20 protein-coding genes are annotated in these 22,666 nt (G+C 71.5%); 11 read left to right on the top strand and 9 right to left on the bottom strand.

Features of this window, described 5'->3' with window-relative positions; translation table 11 throughout:
* Positions 1 to 11 precede the first annotated feature (11 nt).
* From ACFPQ9_RS22415 to ACFPQ9_RS22365, 11 genes are all read left to right on the top strand, one after another.
* Positions 12 to 647 carry a dihydrofolate reductase family protein gene (locus tag ACFPQ9_RS22415; RefSeq protein WP_380855896.1) on the top strand — a complete coding sequence of 212 codons (636 nt, stop codon included), beginning with the start codon at positions 12 to 14 and terminating at the stop codon, positions 645 to 647.
* Between the two features lie 210 nt (positions 648 to 857).
* Positions 858 to 2,519, top strand: coding sequence for a serine/threonine-protein kinase (locus tag ACFPQ9_RS22410; RefSeq protein ID WP_380855893.1), 1,662 nt, complete (start codon positions 858 to 860; stop codon positions 2,517 to 2,519).
* On the top strand, positions 2,516 to 3,268 hold the full coding sequence (locus ACFPQ9_RS22405; RefSeq protein ID WP_380855890.1) for a hypothetical protein: 753 nt from the start codon (positions 2,516 to 2,518) through the stop codon (positions 3,266 to 3,268). Before ACFPQ9_RS22410 ends, ACFPQ9_RS22405 begins: the two co-directional genes overlap by 4 nt.
* Positions 3,269 to 3,553: 285 nt before the next feature.
* The gene (locus tag ACFPQ9_RS22400) at positions 3,554 to 4,315 is read left to right on the top strand and encodes a DeoR/GlpR family DNA-binding transcription regulator (RefSeq protein ID WP_380855887.1); all 762 of its coding nucleotides are present in this window, start codon (positions 3,554 to 3,556) and stop codon (positions 4,313 to 4,315) included.
* A gap of 89 nt (positions 4,316 to 4,404) precedes the next feature.
* Positions 4,405 to 5,763 carry an ABC transporter substrate-binding protein gene (locus ACFPQ9_RS22395; RefSeq protein WP_380855884.1) on the top strand — a complete coding sequence of 453 codons (1,359 nt, stop codon included), beginning with the start codon at positions 4,405 to 4,407 and terminating at the stop codon, positions 5,761 to 5,763.
* A 78-nt stretch (positions 5,764 to 5,841) separates the two neighbouring features.
* A complete protein-coding gene (locus ACFPQ9_RS22390; protein ID WP_380855881.1) occupies positions 5,842 to 6,801 on the top strand; it encodes a carbohydrate ABC transporter permease in 960 nt (319 codons plus the stop codon).
* Positions 6,798 to 7,685, top strand: a complete 888-nt coding sequence (locus ACFPQ9_RS22385) for a carbohydrate ABC transporter permease (RefSeq protein WP_380855878.1) — start codon at positions 6,798 to 6,800, stop codon at positions 7,683 to 7,685. The genes ACFPQ9_RS22390 and ACFPQ9_RS22385 overlap by 4 nt, the downstream gene beginning before the upstream one ends.
* Positions 7,682 to 8,671 (top strand): zinc-dependent alcohol dehydrogenase family protein, encoded by a 990-nt coding sequence (locus ACFPQ9_RS22380; RefSeq protein WP_380855875.1) that lies wholly within the window; start codon positions 7,682 to 7,684, stop codon positions 8,669 to 8,671. The genes ACFPQ9_RS22385 and ACFPQ9_RS22380 overlap by 4 nt, the downstream gene beginning before the upstream one ends.
* Before the next feature lie 271 nt (positions 8,672 to 8,942).
* On the top strand, positions 8,943 to 10,367 hold the full coding sequence (locus ACFPQ9_RS22375) for a Gfo/Idh/MocA family protein (protein WP_380855872.1): 1,425 nt from the start codon (positions 8,943 to 8,945) through the stop codon (positions 10,365 to 10,367).
* Positions 10,368 to 10,473: 106 nt separating this feature from the next.
* Positions 10,474 to 11,217 carry a class I SAM-dependent methyltransferase gene (locus ACFPQ9_RS22370; RefSeq protein WP_380855869.1) on the top strand — a complete coding sequence of 248 codons (744 nt, stop codon included), beginning with the start codon at positions 10,474 to 10,476 and terminating at the stop codon, positions 11,215 to 11,217.
* Between the two features lie 79 nt (positions 11,218 to 11,296).
* A complete protein-coding gene (locus ACFPQ9_RS22365; protein WP_380855866.1) occupies positions 11,297 to 12,019 on the top strand; it encodes a hypothetical protein in 723 nt (240 codons plus the stop codon).
* Between the two features lie 24 nt (positions 12,020 to 12,043).
* Here the strand turns inward: ACFPQ9_RS22365 and ACFPQ9_RS22360 are convergent, their stop codons facing one another.
* The 9 genes from ACFPQ9_RS22360 to ACFPQ9_RS22320 all read right to left on the bottom strand — a co-directional run bounded on the left by ACFPQ9_RS22360 (position 12,044) and on the right by ACFPQ9_RS22320 (position 22,663).
* Positions 12,044 to 12,865 (bottom strand): endo alpha-1,4 polygalactosaminidase, encoded by an 822-nt coding sequence (locus ACFPQ9_RS22360; protein WP_380855863.1) that lies wholly within the window; start codon positions 12,863 to 12,865, stop codon positions 12,044 to 12,046.
* On the bottom strand, positions 12,862 to 13,524 hold the full coding sequence (locus tag ACFPQ9_RS22355; protein WP_380855861.1) for a spherulation-specific family 4 protein: 663 nt from the start codon (positions 13,522 to 13,524) through the stop codon (positions 12,862 to 12,864). Before ACFPQ9_RS22355 ends, ACFPQ9_RS22360 begins: the two co-directional genes overlap by 4 nt.
* Positions 13,521 to 14,435, bottom strand: coding sequence for an NAD-dependent epimerase/dehydratase family protein (locus ACFPQ9_RS22350; protein WP_380855858.1), 915 nt, complete (start codon positions 14,433 to 14,435; stop codon positions 13,521 to 13,523). The genes ACFPQ9_RS22355 and ACFPQ9_RS22350 overlap by 4 nt, the downstream gene beginning before the upstream one ends.
* An 8-nt stretch (positions 14,436 to 14,443) precedes the next feature.
* Positions 14,444 to 15,157, bottom strand: a complete 714-nt coding sequence (locus tag ACFPQ9_RS22345) for a nucleotidyltransferase family protein (protein WP_380855856.1) — start codon at positions 15,155 to 15,157, stop codon at positions 14,444 to 14,446.
* 31 nt (positions 15,158 to 15,188) lie between these two features.
* Positions 15,189 to 16,190 carry a GDP-mannose 4,6-dehydratase gene (locus ACFPQ9_RS22340; RefSeq protein WP_380855853.1) on the bottom strand — a complete coding sequence of 334 codons (1,002 nt, stop codon included), beginning with the start codon at positions 16,188 to 16,190 and terminating at the stop codon, positions 15,189 to 15,191.
* An 88-nt stretch (positions 16,191 to 16,278) separates the two neighbouring features.
* Positions 16,279 to 17,697 (bottom strand): hypothetical protein, encoded by a 1,419-nt coding sequence (locus tag ACFPQ9_RS22335; protein ID WP_380855851.1) that lies wholly within the window; start codon positions 17,695 to 17,697, stop codon positions 16,279 to 16,281.
* Positions 17,694 to 19,205 (bottom strand): GT4 family glycosyltransferase PelF, encoded by a 1,512-nt coding sequence (gene pelF, locus ACFPQ9_RS22330; RefSeq protein ID WP_380855848.1) that lies wholly within the window; start codon positions 19,203 to 19,205, stop codon positions 17,694 to 17,696. Before pelF ends, ACFPQ9_RS22335 begins: the two co-directional genes overlap by 4 nt.
* An 86-nt stretch (positions 19,206 to 19,291) precedes the next feature.
* Positions 19,292 to 21,415, bottom strand: a complete 2,124-nt coding sequence (locus ACFPQ9_RS22325) for a hypothetical protein (protein ID WP_380855845.1) — start codon at positions 21,413 to 21,415, stop codon at positions 19,292 to 19,294.
* Positions 21,416 to 21,931: 516 nt separating this feature from the next.
* A complete protein-coding gene (locus ACFPQ9_RS22320; RefSeq protein WP_380855842.1) occupies positions 21,932 to 22,663 on the bottom strand; it encodes a TioE family transcriptional regulator in 732 nt (243 codons plus the stop codon).
* Positions 22,664 to 22,666 lie beyond the last annotated feature (3 nt).

Here is a 22,666-nt window from a genome sequence, read left to right as displayed (position 1 = left end):
GGGGCGAACCGATGAAGCTCACCACCATGACGCAGGTCACCGTCGACGGAGTGATGCAGGGAAACGGTCACGCGACGGATGAGGAGCGTAAGCAGGGATTCGATCGCGGCGGATGGGCGATGGAGGCTTTCGACGACGAGAGCATGGCGCTCATCAACGAGACCTACCGGCGTGCCGACGCGTTCCTGTTCGGCCGACGGACGTACGAGATCTTCGCCCCCTACTGGGGTGCGGAGGAGAGGGCTCGTGCCGCGGCGGCGGATCCGGACCACCACCAGATCGCGGCGGCCTTGAACGCCAGGCCCAAGTACCTCGCGTCCACCACGGTCACCGACCCGCGGTGGGAACACACCACCGTCCTCTCAGGTGACGTCATGTCCGCCGTCCGCGAGCTGAAGGCCCGGCCGGGCGGTGAGCTCCAGGTGCACGGCAGCGGTGCCCTGATCCGCTCCCTGCTCGCCGCGGACCTCGTCGACGAACTCACCCTGCTCGTGGTCCCGGTGGTCCTCGGCCAGGGAACGCGTCTGTTCCCCGCCGACGGCCCGGACATCGCCCTGGACCTGGTCGCATCACGAGCCGACTCGAAGGGCGTGACGATCCAGGTCTACCGGCCCGCCGGCCGCCCGCACTACGCGCCGGCCGGCTAGCGGCGGGGCGTCCGAGGCGGCACCGCGGACGGTCCGGTGATGTGCCCCTCGGCCTGACCACGGTCGCCGATGTCACGGTCGGGGTACGCCTCGCCGATACCTCTGGCCACGCAACCGCCGTGGCCGAAAATGTGTCTCAGAGCGCGTGGCCCGGTCGCCGCGGAGTGGGTGAGCTGCCGCGGCGCGCCGGCAAGCGGCCTGGGGGACGTAATGAGCATGTGGGAAGTGCCTGGATACACCGAGTCGCTCGAACTCGGCTCGGGGGCGAGCGGACGGGTCGTCCTGGCCGTCCACGAGGAGACCGGCGTCGCGGTCGCGGTGAAGTACCTCAGCGAGGCACTTCGCACCCGGCCGGGCTTCGTGCACGACTTCCGGGCGGAGGCGCGGCTGCTGGGCGGGCTGGAGAGCCCGTACGTCACCGGGTTGTACGAGTACGTGGAGAGCCCGCACGGCGCCGCCATCGTGATGGAACTGGTGGACGGGATCTCCCTGCGGACCCTGCTGAGCCGTCAGGGCCCGCTCGGCCCCGAGGCCGCGCTCGTCATCCTCAAGGGATCGCTGCTCGGTCTGGCCGACGCCCACCGCGTCGGTGTCGTCCACCGCGACTACAAGCCGGAGAACGTGCTGGTCGCGCCCGACGGGTCGTCCAGGCTCGTCGACTTCGGGATCGCGGTGGACTCCGGCACCAGCGCCGGTGTGGCGGGAACCCCGTCCTACATGGCCCCGGAGCAGTGGACGGGCGCGCCCGCCTCGCCCGCCGCCGACGTGTACGCGGCCACGGCCACGTTCTTCGAGTGCCTGACGGGCCGTAAGCCGTATGCGGGCGAGAACTTCGCCGAGCTGGCGCTCCAGCACGTCGAGGCGCCCGTTCCCGCCGACGAGGCGCCCGAGGCGGTACGGGGGCTGGTGCGCCGCGGTCTGGCCAAGGACCCGGCGCAGCGGCCCGCGCAGGCCGAGGAGTTCGTGACGGAACTCGAAGCCGTCGCGGGCACCGCCTACGGACCCGACTGGGAGGAGCGCGGCCGCGGCCGGCTCGCCGCGCTGGTGGCTCTGCTGCCCCTGCTGCTGCCTTCCGCCCGCGGCGTTCCCCGGACCACCACGGACACCGCTCGCACGGTTCTGCGCCCGGAGCCGGGCTACTCCCTCACCCCGGCGCGGTCGTGGCTGCCCAGCCGCCCCGGCATGCTGGTTTCGGGTGCCGCCGTACTCCTCGCGGTCCTGCTGACCTACGGCGTCCCGTTCGCCCCGGGGACGGCCGCGCAGCGTGCGGAGCGGGCTCTGGCCACGACCAGCGCCCAGCCCGGCGCGGAGCCGGCCGGGACCACCGCGCCGACCGCGTCGGCCTCCTCGTCCACGTCCCCGTCGCCCAGCGAGTCGGTCGCCCCGTCGGCGTCACCGAGCGAGTCGTCCTCGGGACCGGCGGAAACCGACGGCACGGATCCCTCGGCTCCGGCGCCCCCGGCCGGAGGTGAGGAGCCGACGCCGCCCACGGGCACCGAGAGCACGACGCCGCCGCCGACCGACTCTCCCCCGTCGCCCGCCGCACCCGCAGTCAAGGATGTCTCCGTGTCGGGCTTCGTCCAGACGGGCTCGTCGACCGCGACCGCGACCATCGACGTCGTCACGGACGGCACCGGGCCGGTCTCCATCACCGTCTCGTGGTTCACGGGCAACGTCGTGGGCCTGCCGGGCGCCGCCGACGGAGCCCCCCAGACCTTCACGCGCAGTGGCGCCACCCAGTACTCGATCCCTGTCGATCACACCTTCCAGAACGCCGGCTGCTACTGGACGGTTCAGGCCACCACCGAGCCGGGCTCCGCCGACGGAGGTGCCTCTCAGCAGCTTCTGACCAGGCGGTGTGACATCCGATGACTGCTCAGCACGACCGCACTCCCACACCCGGCGAGGAGGAGCCGACGCGGGTCCTGGCGGGCTCCGACGAGCACGCCGCGACCCTGCCGCTCGGCCCCGACGCAGCCCGCGCGAAGAGCGGCGCACCCGACTCGGACGGGGCCGAGTACAGCGCGACCGTGCTGGCCAGCCACTGGATACAGCGGCCGGAAACGGATGACACACTCGTGGAACCGGGGGCCTCGGCGACCCGGCCGTCTCCCCCGCCGGATCGCGTCGAAGGCACGGTGCTGCGTTTCGGCCCAGGAGTCACCGCCGCCGTCGCGGAACGCACTCATCGGACGATCCCCGCCGTGACCGCACCCCCGGCGCCCCCTCGCCGACGGCTGCGCCGACACGCGCTGCCCGCGCTGGTGCTGCTCTGCGTCCTCGCGTTCCTCGCCTGGCAGCGGCTCGGTCCGTCCGTAGAGGTGAGGTCGGTGGCGGTCACGGCTCGGCCGACGGTTCTGGGGTGCGACGACACGGCGGACATCGTCGGCCTCGTCACGACGAACGGCCGTCCGGGCACGCTCTCCTACCGCTGGACCCGAAGCGACGGCACCACCTCCCCGGTCCTGCGCGAAGTGATGGTCCGCGGCCAGCGGCAGGCACGCCTTCACCTGCTGTGGACCTTCCAGGGCGAGGGCCACCGCGCGGCACGTGCCGAGCTGCGGATCATCTCGCCCGCCCACAGCGCGCTGACCACCCATTTCAGCTACGACTGCCGCTGATTCCGGCCCGCTGGCCGAAACCGGTCGGGAAAACAGGCATCAAATGGTCACGGGTCGGTTGGGAAACGGGCTGCGCCCTCCCCCGCCGAATAGCCCCCACCTCCATCAGTTCGGCGTTGCGCACGTTGAAATACGGGCACATTCGGTCATGAACCGCTCTACGGCGAACCTGGTCACTACCCGTGATCCCCTTGTAGAAATTTGGCCACCGAAGCCGAATGGGACGGGCTCCGGGAATCAGCCGGCGCGGAAACATCGCGCGGCGCGTGGAACGGAGGTGTCGCCGTGGACGCCGAGGAACGAAGACGGGGAATTCTGGAACGGGCGCGTTGTTCCGGATCCGTCGATGTGGGAGAGCTCGCAGCCGATCTCGGAGTTTCGAAGGAGACCGTGCGGCGGGATCTGAATCTGCTGGAAGGGCATGGGCTGGTCCGCCGTACTCATGGCGGCGCCCATCCCGTGGAGAGCCGCAGCTTCGAGACGACGCTCGCCTTCCGCACCACCATGCAGGTTCCCGAGAAGTCCCGGATCGCGGCAGCGGCGGCCGACCTGCTCGGGGACGCCGAGACCGTCTTCATCGACGAGGGCTACACCCCGCAGCTCATCGCCGCGGCGCTCCCCCGCGACCGCCAACTGACCGTGGTCACCTCCTCGTTGGCCACGGCCGGTGACCTGGCGTCCGCCGACAACATCACCGTGCTGCTGCTCGGCGGCCGGGTGCGCGGCGGAACCCTGGCCACCGTCGACCACTGGGCGACGCGCATGCTGGCCGGCCTCGTCATCGACCTGGCGTACGTCGGCGCGAACGGGATCTCCCGCGAATACGGACTCACCACCCCCGACCCCGCCGTCAGCGAGGTCAAGTCCCAGGTCCTCAGGACCGCAAGGCGCCGGGTCTTCTCCGGTGTCCACACGAAATTCGGCGCCGTGAGCTTCTGCCGCTTCGCCGACGTCACGGAGTTCGAGGCGATCGTCACCGACGCCGGCCTGAGCGCCGCCGAGGCACACCGCTACTCACTGCTGGGCCCCGAGGTCGTCCGGGTCTGAGCAGCGGTCCAACTCCGTAACCCACTCCATCCCCGCAAGTCCGTGGGCCTGGTTCCCCGCGCCCTCGAAACACATCACTGGAGTCAGTCATGCGCACACGAAGAATGATCCACGTCGTCGCCACGGCGGCGGCCGCGAGCTCGCTGCTGGTGGCCTGCAGCGGGGCGGGCGGCTCCTCCAGCTCCGGTGGCGGCGGCGGCAAGAGCATCAACGTGCTGATGGTCGGCAACCCGCAGATGGAGGACATCGCGAAGCTGACCAAGGACACCTTCACGAAGGACACCGGCATCAAGGTGAACTTCACGGTCCTGCCCGAGAACGAGCTGCGTGACAAGGTCACCCAGGACGTCGCCACCCAGGCCGGCCAGTACGACGTCGCCACCATCGGCGCCTACGAGGTACCCATCTGGGAGAAGAACGGCTGGCTGCACGAACTCAGCTCCTACGCCGACAAGGACGCGAGCTTCGACAAGGCCGACCTGCTCAAGCCGATGGTCACCTCCCTGTCCGGCTCCGACGGCAAGCTGTACGCCCTGCCGTTCTACGGCGAGTCCTCGTTCCTGATGTACAACAAGGACGTCATGGAGGCGAAGGGCATCAAGGTGCCCGAGCGCCCGACCTGGCAGCAGATAGCCGACATCGCAGCCAAGGTGGACGGCGCGGAGCCGGGCATGCGGGGCATCTGTCTGCGCGGTCTGGCCGGCTGGGGCGAACTCGGCGCGTCGCTGACGACCGTGGTCAACACCTACGGCGGCACCTGGTTCACCAAGGACTGGAAGGCGCAGGTCAACTCCCCGGAGTTCAAGAAGGCGGCGAACTTCTACGTCGACCTGGTCCGCAAGCACGGCGAGGCGGGCGCGGCGCAGGCCGGCTTCACCGAGTGCCTCAACGCCATGAGCCAGAAGAAGGTCGCGATGTGGTACGACGCGACCAGCGCGGCCGGATCCCTCGAGGACCCGAACTCCAGCAAGATCGCCGGCCGGGTCGGCTACGCCTACGCGCCGACGGCTGAGACCAAGAGCAGTGGCTGGCTGTGGAGTTGGGCGTGGGCCATGCCCAAGACCACGAAGAACGCCGACGCCGCGTCGAAGTTCATGCTGTGGGCCTCCAGCAAGGAGTACGAGAAGACGGTCGGCGAGAAGCTCGGCTGGTCGCGCATCCCGGCCGGCAAGCGGGCCAGCACCTACGAGCTCCCGGAGTACCAGAAGGCCGCCGCGTCGTTCGGTGACATCACGCTGAAGTCCATCGAGCAGGCCGACCCGGCGGACCCGGGCCTCCAGCCGCGGCCGACGGTGGGCGTCCAGTACGTGGCCATCCCGGAGTTCCAGGACCTGGGAACGAAGGTCACGCAGGAGATCTCCGCCGCCATCGCCGGCAAGACCAGCGTGGACAAGGCGCTCAACGACGGCCAGAAGCTCGCCGAGGAAGTCGCCAAGAACTACCAGTGACCGTCAACGCCCGGCCGGCGGCTCGGCCGGCCGGGCCCGCTTTCCCCATCCCGGCCGTCACTGGCAGAGGAAACCTCCATGACCACGCTCACCGCACCCCCCAAGACCGCACCACCGCCCAGCCACCGGCGCACACCCGCCGGCAGCGGCAAGTGGCGCCGCCGTATCCCGCTGCTTCCGGCGCTCGTCTTCACCATCGTCGTCACACAGCTGCCGTTCGTCGCCACGCTCGTGATCTCCACGCTCCAGTGGAACGTCCTCAAGCCGGGCGAGCGGCACTTCGTCGGCCTGTCCAACTTCAAGTTCGTCTTCACCGACGAGCGGCTGCGCACGGCGGTGCTCAACACCGTCGTCCTCACCGCGTCGGTGGTCCTCATCAGCGTGGTCCTCGGCCTGGGCCTGGCGATGCTGCTCGACCGCCGGTTCCTCGGCCGCGGTCTGGCCCGGACGATGCTCATCGCACCGTTCCTGGTCATGCCGGTCGCCGCGGCGCTGCTGTGGAAGCACGCCATCTACAACCCCGACTACGGCCTGCTCAACGGCACCCTGAACGCGGTGTACCGCCTGTTCGGCGCGGAGAACGGCCCCACGATCGACTGGGTGTCCTCGTACCCCATGCCCGCCGTGGTGCTGTCGCTGGTCTGGCAGTGGACGCCGTTCATGATGCTCATCATCCTGGCCGGTCTTCAGGCGCAGCCCGGTGACGTCCTGGAGGCGGCCCGCGTCGACGGGGCGTCGCCGATGGCGACCTTCCGCTTCATCACGCTGCCGCATCTGCGTCAGTACCTCGAACTGGGCATCCTGCTCGGCACGATCTACGTCGTGCAGACCTTCGACGCGGTCTACACCATCACCCAGGGCGGGCCCGGCTCCCGCACCACGAACCTGCCCTACGAGATCTATCTGACCATGTTCCGCAAGTACGAGTACGGCCAGGCGGCCGCCGCCGGTGTGGTCGTCGTGCTCGGCTCGATCGTGATCGCGACCTTCGCGCTGCGCACCATCGCGTCGCTGTTCCGCGAGGAGGTGTCCCGATGAGCGCTCACGCGACAGTCGCCGCGCCCGGCGCGAGACTCAAGAAGGTCCTTCGACGCGGCGAGGACCACGGTGGCACGCCGCGGCTGTCCCCGCTGTGGACGTTCGTCGCCTGGCTCGCGACGCTGGCGTTCTTCGCGCCGGTGGCGTGGATGGTGCTGACCTCCTTCCACCAGGAGGCGGATGCGGCGACCAACCCGCCCAGCCTGCTGGCGCCGGTCACCTTCGACCAGTACAAGCTGCTGTTCAGCCGGGACATCACGCCGTTCCTCCTCAACTCCTCCATGGCCAGCGTCATTTCGACGCTGCTCGTGCTGGTCCTGGCGGTGCCGACGGCGTACGCGCTGTCCATCAAGCCGGTCGAGAAGTGGACGGACGTGATGTTCTTCTTCCTGTCCACCAAGTTCCTGCCGGCCATCGCGGCCCTGCTTCCGGTGTACCTGATCGTCAAGGACGCCGGGATGCTGGACAACGTGTGGACGCTGATCATCCTCTACACCGCCATGAATCTGCCGATCGCGGTGTGGATGATGCGCTCGTTCCTCGCCGAGGTGCCCAAGGAGATCCTCGAGGCCGCCGAGGTCGACGGCGCCGGCCTGCCCACCGTGCTGCTGCGGATCGTCGCGCCGGTCGCCATGCCGGGGCTCGCCGCGACGTCGCTGATCTGCTTCATCTTCAGCTGGAACGAGTTCATGTTCGCCGTCAACCTCACGGCGACCAACGCGTCGACCGCGCCGGTCTTCCTGGTCGGCTTCATCACCAGCGAGGGCCTCTTCCTCGCCCGGCTGTGCGCAGCCGCCACGTTGGTCTCCCTGCCGGTCCTCATCGCCGGTTTCGCCGCCCAGGACAAGCTGGTCCGAGGGCTGTCCCTAGGAGCAGTCAAGTGAAAGCCGCTGTCATCGAAGCACCCGGCAAGGTCACCGTCACCACGGTGCCCGACCCCACCCCCGGGCCGCGCGAGGTCGTGGTCGACGTGGCGGCCTGCGGGCTGTGCGGGACGGATCTGCACATCCTCCAGGGCGAGTTCGCACCGACCCTGCCGGTCGTACCGGGCCACGAGTTCGCCGGTGAGGTCGTGGGCCTCGGCAGCGAGGTCACCGAACTCGCCCTCGGCGACCGGGTCGCCGTCGACCCCTCGCTCTACTGCCACGAGTGCCGATACTGCCGGGTCGGCCGCAACAACCTGTGCGACCGGTGGCAGGCGATCGGTGTGACGGTGGCCGGTGGCGCCGCCGAGTACGCCGTCGCCCCCGTCGCCAACTGCGTACGGCTGCCCGACCACGTGGACGTCCAGGACGCGGCCCTGATCGAACCGCTGTCCTGCGCGGTGCGCGGCTACGACGTGCTCAACAGCAGGCTGGGCTCCCACGTGCTGATCTACGGCAGCGGCACGATGGGCCTGATGATGCTGGAGCTGGCCAAGCGCACCGGCGCCGCCTCGGTGGAGGTCGTCGACGTCAACCCGGAGCGACTGGCGACGGCCGAGAAGCTGGGCTGCTCCCAAGTGGCCCTGTCGGCCGACGAGTTGGGGCGAGCGGGGGGCTGGGACGTGGTCGTCGACGCGACCGGGAACGCCGCCGCCATCCAGGACGGCCTGGAGCGCGTCGCCAAGGCGGGCACGTTCCTCCAGTTCGGAGTCTCCGACTACGCGACGAAGGCGACCATCTCGCCGTACCGGATCTACAACCAGGAGATCACGATCACCGGCTCGATGGCGGTGCTGCACAGTTACGAGCGCGCGGCGGAACTGTTCGCCGCAGGGGTGCTCGATCCGCAGGTCTTCATCAGCCACCGACTGCCGCTGACGGAGTACCCGCAGGCGCTGGAACAGTTCGCCGCCGGTCAGGGACGCAAGATCGTCGTGCTGCCCTGACAGCCACCCGTGCATGCCCCCGCGTCAGCCCGTCGCTTCGGCGACGGGCTGACGCGCGAAAACCCGTCCGGCGGCCGGCAGACGGTGGTCCGGTTGCTCCGGAACGCTCACGGCGATGCTCGATCGTGCTTGGAACTACTCTCTATCGAGCACGTATTGACATGCAAGCGTCGAAGCCAGCAGAGTCGTGCACCGACAGTCCCCGCGTCCCCACAGTCACGACAGTGCACCGGCAGTGATGCAAGCCACCCCACCGAGGAGTGTTGCCGTCATGTCCGAAACACCCGCTGTCTCACGCCGACTGCTCCTGGGCGGAGCCGTCGCCACCGGCGCGCTCGCGGCCGGAATGACCGCCGCGGCGCCGGCCGCCTCCGCCGCGACCGGACCGGCGCCCCGCCGCCGTCCCGGCCAGAAGTCGATGATCGGCGTGCCCTTCGAGGTCCACAGAACCGTCCGCGTCGCCGTCATCGGCCTCGGCAACCGCGGCTCGGGCATGGTCATGGGCTGGGCCGCCGTGCCCGGCTGCACCGTGACCGCCGTCTGCGACATCCGCGCCGAACGCGCACGCGGCGCCGCCGACCGGCTGGTGAGCAAGGGCGAGCCCCGCCCCGCCGAGTACGGCGGATCGGCCGACTCCTACGCGCGGATGCTCCGGCGCGACGACATCGACCTGGTCTACGTCGCCACGCCGTGGGAGTTCCACTACGAGCACGGCAGGGCGGCGCTGCTCAGCGGCAGACACGCCGTCGTGGAGCTCCCCGTCGCGACCGAACTGCGCCAGCTGTGGGACCTGGTCGACACCTCCGAGCGCACCCGCAAGCACCTGCTGCTCGCCGAGAACTGCAACTACGGCCGCAACGAACTGGCCATGCTGCGGATGGCGCACGCCGGTGTGTTCGGAGACATCACCAACGGCCATGGCGGCTACCTCCACGACCTGCGTGAACTCCTCTTCTCCGACACGTACTACACCGACTCCTGGCGGCGGCTGTGGCACACCCGCAGCATCGCGTCCTTCTACCCCATGCACGGCCTGGCGCCGATCGCGGCGGCCATGGACGTCAACCGCGGTGACCGTATGGCCACCCTGCGCGCCACCGCGACCGCGCCGAAGGGGCTCGCCGACTACCGCGAGCGCAACATTCCCCGGGACCATCCGTCCTGGAAGGAGACGTACATCAACGGCGATCTGATCACCTGTCTCATCGAGACCGAGAAGGGCAGGGTCATCAGGGCCGAGCACGACGTGAGTTCACCCCGCCCGTACAGCAGGATCAACACGCTCGCCGGCAGCCGCGGGATCGTCGAGGACTACACCGGGCCCGGCCCGACCGGCGCGCGCGTCTATCTCGAACCGGACCATGCCGGCCACACCTGGCGCGACTTCGCCGACTACCGCAAGGAGTACGACCACTGGCTGTGGCGGAAGGTCGGTGACGACGCGGCGAACAACGGCGGGCACGGCGGCATGGACTACGTCCTGCAGTGGCGGACCGTCCAGCTGCTGCGCGCCGGGCTGGTGCCCGACATCGACGTGTACGACTCCGCCGCCTGGTGCTCGGCGGTCCCACTGAGCGCGGCGTCCCTGGCGCGGGACGGCCGCCCGGTCGACATCCCGGACTTCACCCGCGGCGCCTGGGCCGCGAAACGGCCCGGACTGGACTCCAGCCCGACGGACATGCCACCCGTCGGCTGACCGACGAAGCGTCTCTCGCCACGACCTGACACAGCGCCGGGGTGTGGCCTCGTCGGCCTCGCCGACCCCCCCACCCCGGCCGAAGGCTTCGTCTCATACTCGGAGCATGGCCATCTACGACACCCTCGGCACGACGTACGGCCGGACCCGGCAGCCGGATCCGCGGATCGCCGACCAGATCCACGCGGCGCTCGGGAACGCCGCCGACGTCATCAACGTAGGAGCGGGCACCGGCTCCTACGAGCCGCCCCAGACCCTTCTCGCCGTCGAGCCCAGCCAGGTCATGCTCGCCCAGCGCCCGCCCGGGTCCGCGCCCGCCGTGTGCGCGGTCGCCGAGCGGCTGCCGCTGCGGGACGACGCCGCCGACGCCGTCATGGCGCTGCTGACCGTCCATCACTGGAGCGACCTCGAAGCCGGCATCACCGAACTGCGCCGGGTCGCGCGGCGCCGCATCGTCGTCCTGACCTGGGACCAGCAGATCTTCCGCGAGCGGTTCTGGCTCGTGCGGGAGTACCTGCCCCAGGCCGCCGCCTTCGACGACACCCGCGCCGTCCCGACCGATCGGCTGGCCCGTCTGCTCGGTGGGGCCCGCCAGGTGCCCGTTCACATCCCCCATGACTGCGTGGACGGCTTCGGCGCGGCGTTCTGGCGCCGCCCCGACGCCTATCTCGACCCACGGGTGCGCTCGGGCATCTCCATGCTCGCCCAGACCGGCGAGGACGTCCTCGCTCCCGGCCTGGCGGCACTGGCCGAAGACCTGGCGACCGGCCGCTGGCACCACCGTCACGCCGACCTCCTCGCCCTCGGCTCCCTCGACGTCGGCTATCGCCTGCTGGTGACGGACTCCTGACGCCGTCACCCGGACCGGCCTGCGTCGGGTACGGCCGGCCGGCGTGAACGTGCTCGTCGGGTGTGGTGAGGTGGGGATCATGACGACGAGTGACGCGATCGTGGTGCCCGAGCTGTACGTCGGCTACCCCCAGGTGGCCTTCGGCGGCTATGTCGCTGGAGTGTTGGCGCAGAGGTCCGGGGCGCGGACGGTACGGGTGGACTTCCGTGGGCCGGTACCGGTCGAGGTGCCCGTGCGGATCGCGGAAACGGCCGACGGGGACGTGGAGTTGGGTGCGGCGGAGCGGCCCCTCGCCGCCGCGCGCCCCGCCGAACTGCCGCTCGAGGTGCCGGCCGCGCCGTCCTGGGACGAGGCGGCCGCGGCGGCGGAGAGGTTCCGGGCGGCGCCGCCGTCCGGGGTGGTGGACTGCTTCGGCTGCGGTCTGCGGACCACCGACCGCGGTCTGCGGGTGCACGGCACTCCGGTGCCCGACCTCGGCGTGGTGGCCTCCGCCTGGATTCCGTCCCGCGTCTTCGCCGACGCGGACGGTCTGCTCCCGAACCAGCTGGTCTGGGGTGCCCTGGACTGCCCGGGACACTGGGCGGGCCGCTTCCTGGGGACCCTGCGGCCGGGCGCGGTCACCGCATCCCTGACGGGCACGGTGCTGCGTCCGGTCGTCACGGGTGAGCCGCACATCTCCTACGCGTGGCTCGTGTCGGAGAGCGGCCGCAAGCACACGATGGGCGTGGCGCTCGCCACGGCGGAGGGTGAACTGTGCGGCGTCTCCGAGGCGTTGTGGATCGACCCGAAGGCCGCCGCCTGAAGCGGCGGCCTTCGAGTGGGCGCGTCAGCACGGTCTGCGCCAGGCGTCCAGTTCCAGCCGCTTCAGCATCGACGACAGGCGCAGCTTGCGGGAGGACCGGCAGAAGCGGGACGTGGGCTCGGCGTACTCCACGTGGAAGACCGCCTTGTCCACCGCGATGAACGGTTCGAGCAGCTCGCACTCGCCGTACTGTGCGCACTCCTCGTTGACCGCGAAGTCGAAGTCGGCGACCAGCTGCGGGATCTGGGCCAGGTCGTTCTTGAGGCCCACGGCGAGGCCGCGCTCGTGCGCGATGTCGGCGATCATGCGGTTGTAGCGCAGCTGGTCGTGCGCGGTGAGGTGGAAGCCGGTGTTGTTGGCGTACCCCTCGACCAGGTCCGGCTCCACCGCGTCGAAGCCCTTGTCCCGGCACATGTCGAAGCGGCGTTCCATGAGGGGGCGAAGGACCGCCAACCGGCGGATGTCCAGCCAGCGTTCACCGTGCCAGCCGTTGGGCCGGCCGAGCACGGAGCGGGGAAAGGCACGCCGGTCGGGGCGGAAGTTCTCCCACGCGCCGACGTTGATGTAGCAGATCACCTTGCGGCCGTCCCGGTGCAGGCGTGCCACGTCGTCGGCGCCGTTCTCGAATCCGTCGATGTCGTAGACGGGCACGTCGACGGACGGGTCGACCTTGCCGTCCAGCTGCCACTGCCACGCCACCCCGGGGCGTGGCTGCCAGCGCGCGCCGGTGGCCGTGGCCTTGCCGGGAACGGGGACGGGGGCTGGGCCGCCGGAGCAGGCGGCCAGGCAGGCCAGGGTGATCAGGGACAGCAAGGAGGCCACGGCGGCCGGGGCGGCTCGCCTCACCGGTCCGCCTCGGCCAGTGCCGGTGTCAGCCGCGACCAGGGGTTGGGCAGGTCACCCGTGACCGGCCCGCACACTCCCGCACCCCGCTCCCCCGCCGTTCGCATGGCCAGCGGTACCAGCGGTTCCGGTACGCCGTAGACCAGGTGGCACAGGCGCTCGGCGGGCAGCCGCTCGGTCCAGGAGGGGCGGCTGAAGTCCGACACATATCTCGACCAGGGGCCTTCGAAGGTGACCGTCAGATCGGCGAGCCGGGCGTAGCCGGGGGCCGGGTGGACGCCCGGGTTGAGGACGACCGTCGAGGCGCCGAGCCGGCGGGCGGAGCGGACCAGGCGACGGCAGTCCGGCAGTCCGTACGGAGCGGCCGGCGCCTGGTCGAGGAAGCAGCCGTCGACGCCGTACCACTCCTGGTGCCTGCGCAGATCCTCGGTGATCCGGGCGGGGTCGCGGGCGCCGTAGTCCGTGTCTAGGTAGCCGAGCACCCGGGCCCCCGCGGTGCGCAGTGCCTCGGCGGCCGTGGCGAACGCCGGGTCCGGGGCACTGCCGGGTCCGTTCGCCGGGTTCAGTACGACGGCGTAGGTACGCGTGGCGCAGGTGATGAGCCGGTGCCAGGCGCCCGGGTCCTCGGCCGGATGCACGTACAGCGGGATCAGCAGGCTCACCGCGCCGGCACCCCCTCGGCCGCAAAGGCGGTCGCCCACAGCGCGGCCACGGAGGCGTCGAGGGTGTGCGTCGGCGTCCAGCCGAGGGCGTCCCGCGCCGCGGTGACGTCCGAGCACTGCCACGACACCTGCGCGGACCGGGTGGAGCCGCCGGTTCCCGCCTCGACGATCCGGCCCCGGAAACCGGCCGCATGGGCTAGCGCGCGCACCAGGTCGCGGACCGGGTGGGCGTCGCCGCCGCCGATGTTCAGCACGGGCGGCAGCCCTCCGGCGGCCGTGACCGCCAGACGGGCCGCCCGTGCCACATCGCGTGCGTCCACGAAGTCGCGGTGCGCGGACAGGTCGCCGAGCCGCAGCTCCTTGTCCGGGTCGTCCCCGGCGTCGCCGAGCAGACGGGCGACCCGGCCGGGGAGCCCGGTGGACGGGGCCCCCGCGCCCACCGGGTTGCCCACCCGCAGCACCGTCGCGTCCAGCCCGGACGCGGTCACCGCCACCGTGCCCGCCAGTTTGGTCGCGCCGTACGGGCCGGCCGGCCGGGTCGCCGCCGACTCCGTCACCCGCACTCCGGGCTCGGTGGGCCCGTACTCGGCGGCCGAGCCCAGATGGACCAGGCGGGCTCCCGGCGCCGCCGCCCGCAACGCAGCGCACAGCACGGCGGGGCCGCGGGCGTTGACCTCCGCGAGGGTGACGGCGTCACCGCCGGTCGCGCCCGCGCAGTTGACGACGGCGTCGGGCGCGGCCTCGGCCAGCACGGCCGCCAGGTCCCGTGGCCGGTCGGTGGCGAGGTCCACGGTGACGTCGGCGGCGGGCGAGCGGCCGGCGACGAGGACCCGCGCGTCCGGCAGGGCGCGCAGGTCCTCGGCGACATGCGCGCCCAGATAGCCGGTGGCACCGAGTACGAGGATGTGCATGACTCTCCTCAGGCCCCCTTGAGCAGGAGCGACTTGCGGCTGGTGAACTCCGCGTTGGCCCGGTCGTAGTCGTCGGGGCGGCCGATGTCCAGCCAGTAGCCGTCGAACTCGTAGGCGTGCGGGGGGCGTTCCGCGGCGAGCAGGTCCATCACCAGTTCGTCGAAGCCGAGGGGCAGCCCGGGGGTGTAGTGGTCGAGGGTGGTGCGGGAGACACCGTAGACGCCCATGGAGACCCGGTAGTCGATGCTGGGCTTCTCGGTGAAGGCGACCACCCGGCTGGCGTCGGTGGTCAGCACCCCGAAGTCGATGTGCACCTTGCGGGCGTACGTGGCGATCGTCAGTGGCGTGCCGGAGGCCTCGTGGGTGCGCAGCACATCGGCGTAGTCGAGGTCGGTGAGGACGTCGCCGTTCATGACGAGGAAGTGCTCGGGCAGCCGGTCGCGCAGGGTCAGCAGCGGGCCCATGGTGCCCAGCGGGCTCTCCTCGGTCGCGTAGTCCACGCTCAGGCCCCACTGGGACCCGTCGCCGACGTAGGCGCGGATGATCTCGCCCAGGTGGCCGATGGCGATGGTGCAGCGGGTGAAGCCGGCCGTGGACAGCTGACGCAGCACGATCTCCAGGATCGCGTGCTGGTCGCCGATGGGGACGAGTGGCTTGGGCAGCGCGGTCGTGTACGGCCGCAGCCTCACGCCTTTACCCCCGGCCAGGATCACTGCGTGCATGGCATACCTCCTGCGGTACGTGCCGGTCGGGTCAGATGTTGTAGATGCCGGTCTTGTAGCGGGCCAGGTTGGCCGGGTCGGTGAACCACTGCGCGGTGCGTGCGAGCCCTTCCTCCAGCGTGCTGTCCGGTCGCCAGCCGGTCGCCGTGGTCAGCCGGGTGGCGTCGGCGACGAGCCGCATCACCTCGGAGGCCGCGGGCCTCAGTCGCGCGGAGTCCTCGCGGACGTCGAGCGGGGCGTCCATGACCTTGCCGATCAGGGCGACCAGATCACCGACGGAGATCTCGCCTCCGGTCCCGGCGTTGAAGGTGCGGCCCACCACCTGGTCCGCGGGCGCGGTGCCGACGGCGAGGAACGCCCGCGCGGTGTCCTCGACGAAGGTGAAGTCGCGGGTGGGGCGCAGGTCGCCGAGTGTGAGGGTGCGCTGCCCGGCGGCCACCTGGCCGATGACGGTGGGGATCACCGCTCGCATCGACTGGCGCGGCCCGAAGGTGTTGAACGGGCGCAGCGTCACCACGGGCGTGCCGAAGCTGGCGTGGTAGCTGTCGGCCAGCCGGTCGCCGCCCGCCTTCGAAGCGGCGTACGGCGACTGGGTGTTGATGGGGTGGTCCTCGGTGATCGGCACGGTCTGCGCGGTGCCGTACGTCTCGCTGGTCGAGGTGTGCACCAGGCGGGGGGTCTGCAGCGCTCGCACCGCTTCGAGCACGTTGAGCGTGCCGGTGACATTGGTGTCCACGTAGCTGTGCGGGGCCTGGTAGGAGTACGGGATCGCGATGAGCGCGGCGAGGTGGTAGGCGCAGTCGGCGCCGTCGAGCAGGCCGCGCACCGAGCCCGGGTCGCGTACGTCGCCGAGGACGATCTCCACCTGGTCCAGGACGTCGGCGGGCAGGGTCTCCAGCCACCCGTAGGAGGAGAAGGAGTTGTACTGGGCCATGGCCCTGACGCGGTGGCCGGAGGCGACGAGCGCCTCGGTGAGATGCGAGCCGATGAAGCCTTCGGCTCCGGTGACGGCGGCGAGCGGTGCGGAGGTCAACTCTTGGTCCTTTCATAGTCGTTGCCGGACCGGAGTCCCGGCGCCCGGTGGGTGCCGGTCCGCGGTCCGATCGGGGTCGTGCGCGTGGTCAGGCGTGCGGGGAGGGCCGGCCGAGGCGGCGTATCGCGCAGGCCGCGAGACAGAGGGCGGCCACGGCGCAGGCCGCGGGCAGGACGGCCGGTCCCGGTGGCAGGACCAGCAGGGTGACCGCTCCGGCCGCTCCGGCGGCGGCCAGGCAGAGCAGCGCGGGTGGCCAGGCCACCCCGAACGCCTGGAGCAGCAGGGCGGTCCACAGGACCGCGGCGAGCAGCAGCGGTGTGACCGGGTCGGCGGAGCCGGTGATGAGGGCGGCCGGCAGCAACAGCAGCAGGTAGCAGGACAGGCACAGGCCGAGGACGGCGGCCGAGCGCAGCAGGAATCCGGCGGGGGTGGCGCTGGCCCGCAGCGCCGCGACCGACCAGCCGCGGTAGCGGTACAGCAGCCACTCGGCGGGGCCCATGCTCAGGGTCAGGACGATCACCATGTACGGCTGCTGTCGGCCCGTCAGCATGACGAGCACCGCGGCGGCCAGACCGAACAGGCCGTACGGCACGGACGCGAGAATCCTCGGCCGTGCTGCGTCGGCTGCTGCCGGGCCGACGCGGCCCGCCCTGAGGACCCAGCCGGCGGCCGTCAGTGTGGCCAGGAGCGCCAGCAGGGGCAGCCCGGCCCGCAGTTCCGGCCCCGGCTCCCACCAGGGAAGCACCGCGGCGCCCGCGATCAGTGGGCTGAGCGCGGCCAGCAGCAGCCGTTCCCGGGCCAGGACGAGCAGCACACTCGCCGCGGCCAGATACAGGGACTGGGCGGCCGCCGCGCCGACGGCCACCGCGCTCTCGGCGGGCAGCGCGGCGAGCGACGTGGCCACCGCGGCGCCCAGCAGGGACCCGGTCAGCAAGGTGCCGGCCGCCTCCCGGCGTCCCGCCACCAGCCGCAGGTGCGCACGGTGGCCGAGCGCCTGCCCCCACGCCCAGGAGACGATGCCCGCCACGATCAGGACGGGTGCGTGCCGGTCGAGCGGCCACAGCGGCGCGGTGAGCAGGTAAGCGAGCGCCGGCAGCGCGAACAGCACGCCGCGCAGCAGGCAGCGCAGTGTGTCGGGCCGCCAGGGATCGGTCGCGGGCGGCGGTTCGGGGAAGGTCCGGGGCACCCTCTCGTACAGCGCGGTCGCCAGCGAGAAGAGGTTCGGGTGCCCGTACCGTTCCTTGATCACCGACGCGGACAGGCCCTCCGCCTCCAGCAGTGCCGCCACCTCGTAGGGATGCACGGCGGGCCCGACGGCGTCGGCGAGTTCGGCGGCCAGCGTGCTGATGGCCTCCTCGTCAGGACCTCGCCGCGCCAGCCGGATCGCGAGGGCGGCCTCGTCCAGTGCCCAGCGGGGGCGGCGGCGCGGCGGGCGGGGCTGCGCCAGCCGCAGGGCGAGCGTGTCCCGCTCGGCGCCACCGGGCTCCAGGGATATCGGACCGCTCATCCCGTCAGGCTCCCCGTGCCGCTGACCGCCGGAGACGGCAGCACGACTCTGGCGGGCAACTCGACTTTCCCTGCGGCCAGTTCGTGGTAGATGGCGCGGAACGTGTCGATGGTCTGCCGCAAGGTGAACTGCTCGATCACCCGTAGCCGTGCCGCCTCGCCCATGGCCCGGCGCTGCTCAGGATCGCCCAGCAGTTCCAGCGCGGCGGCGGCCATGGCGGCCGGGTCCCGCGGCGGCACCACGAGCCCGGTGTCGCCGACGGCCTCGCGCACGCCGCCGACGTCGGTGGACACGGTCGCCCGGCCGCACGACATGGCCTCGATCAGCGTGAACGGGAAGCCCTCGCTGATGCTGGACAGCATCACCACGTTCCCGGCGGCGTAGGCGTCCTTGATGTCGTCGACACGGCCCTCGAAGGTCACCGCGCCGCCGTGCCCCAGTTCGGCGGCCAGGGCCTCGCAGCGTTCCCGGTACGCCTCACCGCCCCGAGGGGTGCCCCCGAACAACCGCAGCCGTACGTCGGGGAGTCGCTCCCGGACCAGGGCGAAGGCGCGGATCAGGGTCTCCAGGTCCTTGATCGGGTCGACCCGGCCGGCCCAGCTCAGGGTGCGGGCCTCCGGCTCCGGTCCGGCCGGCGGGAACGCGGCGGGGTCGACGCCGTTGTAGACCGTGCGGATCGACTCCGGGTCGGCGCCGCCCTGCTCCTCCCACAGCCGGTTGTAGCGGTTGCCGGGGGTGATCAGCGCCGCCTGGCGGTAACTCTCCTCCGCCAGCAGCCGGAAGAAGCCCAGCACCACCGCCTTCACCGGCCACCGGTACGGCGCGGTGCGATAGCCGAGGTAGCGCTCGCGCAGATAGACCCCGTGCTCGGTGAGCAGCAGCGGAACGCCGTACCGCTCCCGTGCGGCGAGCCCCGGCAGGACGGCGACGCCTCCGCTCACGGCGTGTGCGACGCCGTCCTGCGGGGGCGGCGCGGCCAGTGGCCTCAGTGCGTGTTCGAGCAGGGCGGTGGCGGTGAGCGCGTCGTGCAGCGTCGGCCGCGCCTCCCGCACGGCGAGCCCGGGGCGTGTCCATACGGAGGTCAGGATCGCTATCGCCGTGTCGCCCCGCAGGAAGGGGCTGAGCTCGCCGCCGGCCGCCGCGCGCGCCAGGGCGTGCAGAGCGGGTGCGAAGCCGTGCTCGGCGCCGGGGTCGACGAGTGCGGTCAGGAACCGTTCGTAGGCGCCGGCGAGTTGCCTGCGCGATCGGCCGCGCGGCGGGCGGCCCTCGGGAGCGGCGCCCCACATGGGGACGGACAGAACGCCGCGGACATGGTCAGGAAGATCCCACACGATCGACTCCCGTCCGGTGCCGGTGACGGCGATGACGTCGAACTCGATGTCGGGCATGCCGGTGACGAGCTGGTCGCACCAGACGCTCACGCCCCCGTGGCTGTGCGGGTAGGTGCCTTCGGTGAGCAGGGTGACGCGCGCGTCGGCATTGCGTCGCGCGCCGTGGTCAACGTGCATTGATGTGCTCCACGGCCGAGGTGTGGTGAGGGGTGCCGGTCCCGGCGCGCCGCTGGGCGTCCGGGACCTCGCTGCCGGTGGGTCGGTCAGCTCCCCGCGGGAGAGACGGGCTCGGCCACGCCCTCGGGCACCCGGGCGCCCGGTGCCGGGTCGGTGGCCGGCGCGGAACCGCCCCCGCCGACGGCCGTGGAGGATGCCGCGGACTGCGGCAGGGTGAGGGTGAGCGGTGTGGCGGCCGGGGTCCACCCGGACCGTTCGCCCGCGTACGCGTCGCCGAAGGCGGAGCCCGCCCGCGTGGTGCCCTCGGGCATCGTGGCGGGGACGTCGACGCCGGCGGGGCTCTCGATCGTGACGGTGTCGCCGATCCGGTAGGCGGCGACCTGCCCGTCGGCCACCGCGGTCCGCCACGAGGCGCGCCGCTTCAGCTCGTTGCCGATGTCCTTCATTCTCAGGTTGACCAACGGCGTGTTCTGCGCGAACAGCGTGTCGTAGGTGTCGAGCACGCCGTCCAGGACCGGGTAGGCGATGCGGTCCTCGGCCAGGTTGGACTGGTGGATGAAGTGCGGCTTGGGGTCGTTGCCGAGGACGTGGCCGAGCGCGATCTGCCGCTCCAGGGGCACGATGTGCTGCGGATAGCCGGTCGCCGTGTCGAGGGGCGCGGGCAGGCAGGTCGTGGTGGCCGGGTTGTCCTCGCAGATGCCGCTGCCGCCCTGCGCACGGCTGGTGTAGATCCAGTTGTACTCGTCGACCTGCTCGGCCGCCCGGCCCGCGTTGTAGAAGATGTTCATCGGGTAGCGCGGGACGGTGGTGGCGGGGCCGACCTGCCGCTGGCCGGGCTCGCGGGAGTTGTCCGAGGCGAGCCAGGTGATGCCGGTGTCGGTGAGGGCGAGCGCCAGGTTGGGATTGTCGTCCGACTGCTGCGGCAGCACCCGCAGTCCGGAGTGCTCCCCGGTCACCAACTCGTCGTTGTCCAGGGGCAGTCCGGCCGACCGGCCCCACACGGTGTTGTGGGCGATCTCGTCGGCGACGTCGCTCCGGCTCACCCACTTGGTGCTGCCGTCGGCGTTGGTGGCGCAGCGCCACGGCACGACCGTGGTGTCCTGCTCGCAGCCGAGGTACGCATGGGTGTAGGTGTGGTTGATCCACCGGAACTCGGCCCGTTCGGCGACGAACCGGTCGGCCAGCGGGTCGGCCCCGTTGTTGTCCTCGCGGTGGTCGACGCTGCCGGCGCCGTTGTAGGCGAGGTCGAAGGTGAAACCGCGCTCGCGCTGCCAGGCGACGGCGTGATCGACGTCGTCGGGCGTCATCCTGATCGGGTCGGGCGTGGCGTCCGGGTCCGTGCAGTCCACGTCACCGGGTGTGCAGTTGAGGGTGGAGTTCCAGCGGTCGTCCCCGGCGAACACGTCGTCCACGTGGACGGCGAAGTAGTTGCGGGAGGAGCCGAGGTGCACCCCGCCGGTCATCCACTCGACGATGCCGCGGGCCAGCAGCCGGAACTGCTGCTGGTACTGGTTGTAGACGAACGTGACGACGAGTTCACGGCGCCCGTCGTGCCGGTACTCCCCCACGAGCGAGCCCTGCGCGGCCGTGCCCGGGATCGGTGCCTGCACGTACGGGGTGAAGTCGGCGCCGGCCATCGGCGTCGACAGGAAGGCGTAACTCTCGCCGACGGTGGGCGAGTTGTCCTCGAACGGCACCGGACCGTCCAGGTAGCCGAAGGGGCCTGCCCGCCCGGCGTCCGTCACCTGGGCCTGCACTCCGTCGACGCTGCCGGAGTAGCCGCCGTGGACGGGGTACTGAAGGCCGGCCTCGGGGCGGGCGTAGGTGTACGCGTCGACCTGCGGGATGTCGAATGCCGTCTCGTACGCCACGAGCGCGGCCATCTCCGGCGAGTTCTCCGGGAACGGGTTGTCGTTGGGCAGGACGACCGCCTGGAACTTGGCGCGGTCCTGGCCGTTCACGGTGTCCGCGAGGTAACCGGCGTCGATCACCGGGCGGTCGGACCGGGTGAGGTCGATCTCGGTGTACGGCGTTCCGGCGGTGTCCAGTTCGGCGGCTATGGCGTCGGTGGCCGGACCGCCGTCGCTGACGACGAGCACCCGCAGGTCGATGCGGGGCGACGGCTCGGCCGCCGCTTGTCCGGCCGGCAGACCGAAGGCGGCTATGAGCGCGCCCGTCGTCAGCAGCGTGGTGCGTAAGGTCCGCTTCATGCGGTGCTGTCCCCTCCCCGGGCAGGGGTGAGCACTGCTCCGCTGAGCGGACGCCACCCCCGCGCGTGACGCCGGCTTCCCCCTCAGAGACCGGTCGTCGACGCATTCGTCGCGTCAAATAGTGATGTATCTGTGGAGCTTTCGTGCTCTTGCTGCGGAACCTGACGGAAAAACGCAGGTGCATCGGGGTGGGTCAGCTCCGCCGGACCGTGTGCTCGACGGTGGATCATCTGTGCCCGGCGGGTCGGCTTCGGACTCTGCGGCCCAGGTGGGAGGGGGAAGCACCGTTTCGGCGGACTGCCGGGCTCCGCCGGTGCGACTGCCACTGGTATGGACCGGTCGGATGGTCGGCCGCGGACCGGTTTAGGTCATCTCGATCGCGCGCCGGACGAGCAGAACCGTGTGCGAGCGGCGGGGCGGACGGGAGGTGGGAGAGGGTGTTGGGGGGCCGGGCACGTTCGGTCGGCCAACGGTTCACCAGCATGTGACTCTCGGCCTCAGCCGCGCTGACCGCGCTCAGCCGCGCTCGCGAAGGTACGCCTCCAGCTCGGCGGCCCCGGACAGCATCGCCCTTCCGCGGGCGGCCAGCCGGTCGTGCCAGTCCGACAGCGCGGCCTCCAGTGGCTTCAGACCGCCGGCCGCCCGCACCTGGCTGATCAGCGGTGCGATGTGCTCCAGGAGATAGCCGCCCCTCCTGAGTTGGTGGGCCAGCCGGGCGTCCCGTACGTCCGCCTCGTCGTAGACGCGGTAGCCGGTCCGCGGGTCACGGCGCGGGCGTACCAGCCCGGCGCGCTCCCACTTGCGCAGCGTCGCGGGCCGGATCCCCAGCGCCTGCGCCAGCGGGCCGATGAAGGTGCCGCCGGACCCGGACGCCGTGCCGGACTCGGGCATCGCGTCGCGCTCCAGGTCGCGCAGGGCGCTCTCCACGGCTTGAAGGGTCCGCCGGTCGTCGAGGAGTTGGGCGTGACTCTCGTCGATGAGATGGAAGGCCTCGTCCACGAGCCCCTGGTTCACGGCCCGCATGATCGCCGTCGCCGTCCGGTGGCCGTGTCCGGGCACCAGGGCGAGAAACGCGCGCAGGGCTCCGGCGTGGAGCGAGGTGTAGGTGCGGTAACCGTGGGGCGTGCGAGCGGCGGCCGGAAGGATGCCGGCGTCCTCGTAGTTCCTGACCGCCTGCGTGGACAGACCGTGCGGGCGCGCCAGATCGACCGGCCGGAGCCGCTCACCGGTTTGAAGGTTTCGGTCCATGGA

The organism is Streptomyces coerulescens, from assembly GCF_042657965.1.
GTDB lineage: Bacteria > Actinomycetota > Actinomycetes > Streptomycetales > Streptomycetaceae > Streptomyces > Streptomyces coerulescens.
This window is presented reverse-complemented; position numbering and strand designations above follow the sequence as displayed.

Excerpts from the sequence above, each read along its gene's own strand:
- ACFPQ9_RS22415 (WP_380855896.1), top strand. The coding sequence starts at position 12 with ATGAAGCTCACCACCATGACGCAGGTCACCGTCGACGGAGTGATGCAG.
- ACFPQ9_RS22410 (WP_380855893.1), top strand. The coding sequence starts at position 858 with ATGAGCATGTGGGAAGTGCCTGGATACACCGAGTCGCTCGAACTCGGC.
- ACFPQ9_RS22405 (WP_380855890.1), top strand. The coding sequence starts at position 2,516 with ATGACTGCTCAGCACGACCGCACTCCCACACCCGGCGAGGAGGAGCCG.
- ACFPQ9_RS22395 (WP_380855884.1), top strand. The coding sequence starts at position 4,405 with ATGCGCACACGAAGAATGATCCACGTCGTCGCCACGGCGGCGGCCGCG.
- ACFPQ9_RS22390 (WP_380855881.1), top strand. The coding sequence starts at position 5,842 with ATGACCACGCTCACCGCACCCCCCAAGACCGCACCACCGCCCAGCCAC.
- ACFPQ9_RS22385 (WP_380855878.1), top strand. The coding sequence starts at position 6,798 with ATGAGCGCTCACGCGACAGTCGCCGCGCCCGGCGCGAGACTCAAGAAG.
- ACFPQ9_RS22375 (WP_380855872.1), top strand. The coding sequence starts at position 8,943 with ATGTCCGAAACACCCGCTGTCTCACGCCGACTGCTCCTGGGCGGAGCC.
- ACFPQ9_RS22370 (WP_380855869.1), top strand. The coding sequence starts at position 10,474 with ATGGCCATCTACGACACCCTCGGCACGACGTACGGCCGGACCCGGCAG.
- ACFPQ9_RS22365 (WP_380855866.1), top strand. The coding sequence starts at position 11,297 with ATGACGACGAGTGACGCGATCGTGGTGCCCGAGCTGTACGTCGGCTAC.
- ACFPQ9_RS22350 (WP_380855858.1), bottom strand. The coding sequence starts at position 14,435 with ATGCACATCCTCGTACTCGGTGCCACCGGCTATCTGGGCGCGCATGTC.
- ACFPQ9_RS22345 (WP_380855856.1), bottom strand. The coding sequence starts at position 15,157 with ATGCACGCAGTGATCCTGGCCGGGGGTAAAGGCGTGAGGCTGCGGCCG.
- ACFPQ9_RS22335 (WP_380855851.1), bottom strand. The coding sequence starts at position 17,697 with ATGAGCGGTCCGATATCCCTGGAGCCCGGTGGCGCCGAGCGGGACACG.
- pelF (WP_380855848.1), bottom strand. The coding sequence starts at position 19,205 with ATGCACGTTGACCACGGCGCGCGACGCAATGCCGACGCGCGCGTCACC.
- ACFPQ9_RS22325 (WP_380855845.1), bottom strand. The coding sequence starts at position 21,415 with ATGAAGCGGACCTTACGCACCACGCTGCTGACGACGGGCGCGCTCATA.
- ACFPQ9_RS22320 (WP_380855842.1), bottom strand. The coding sequence starts at position 22,663 with ATGGACCGAAACCTTCAAACCGGTGAGCGGCTCCGGCCGGTCGATCTG.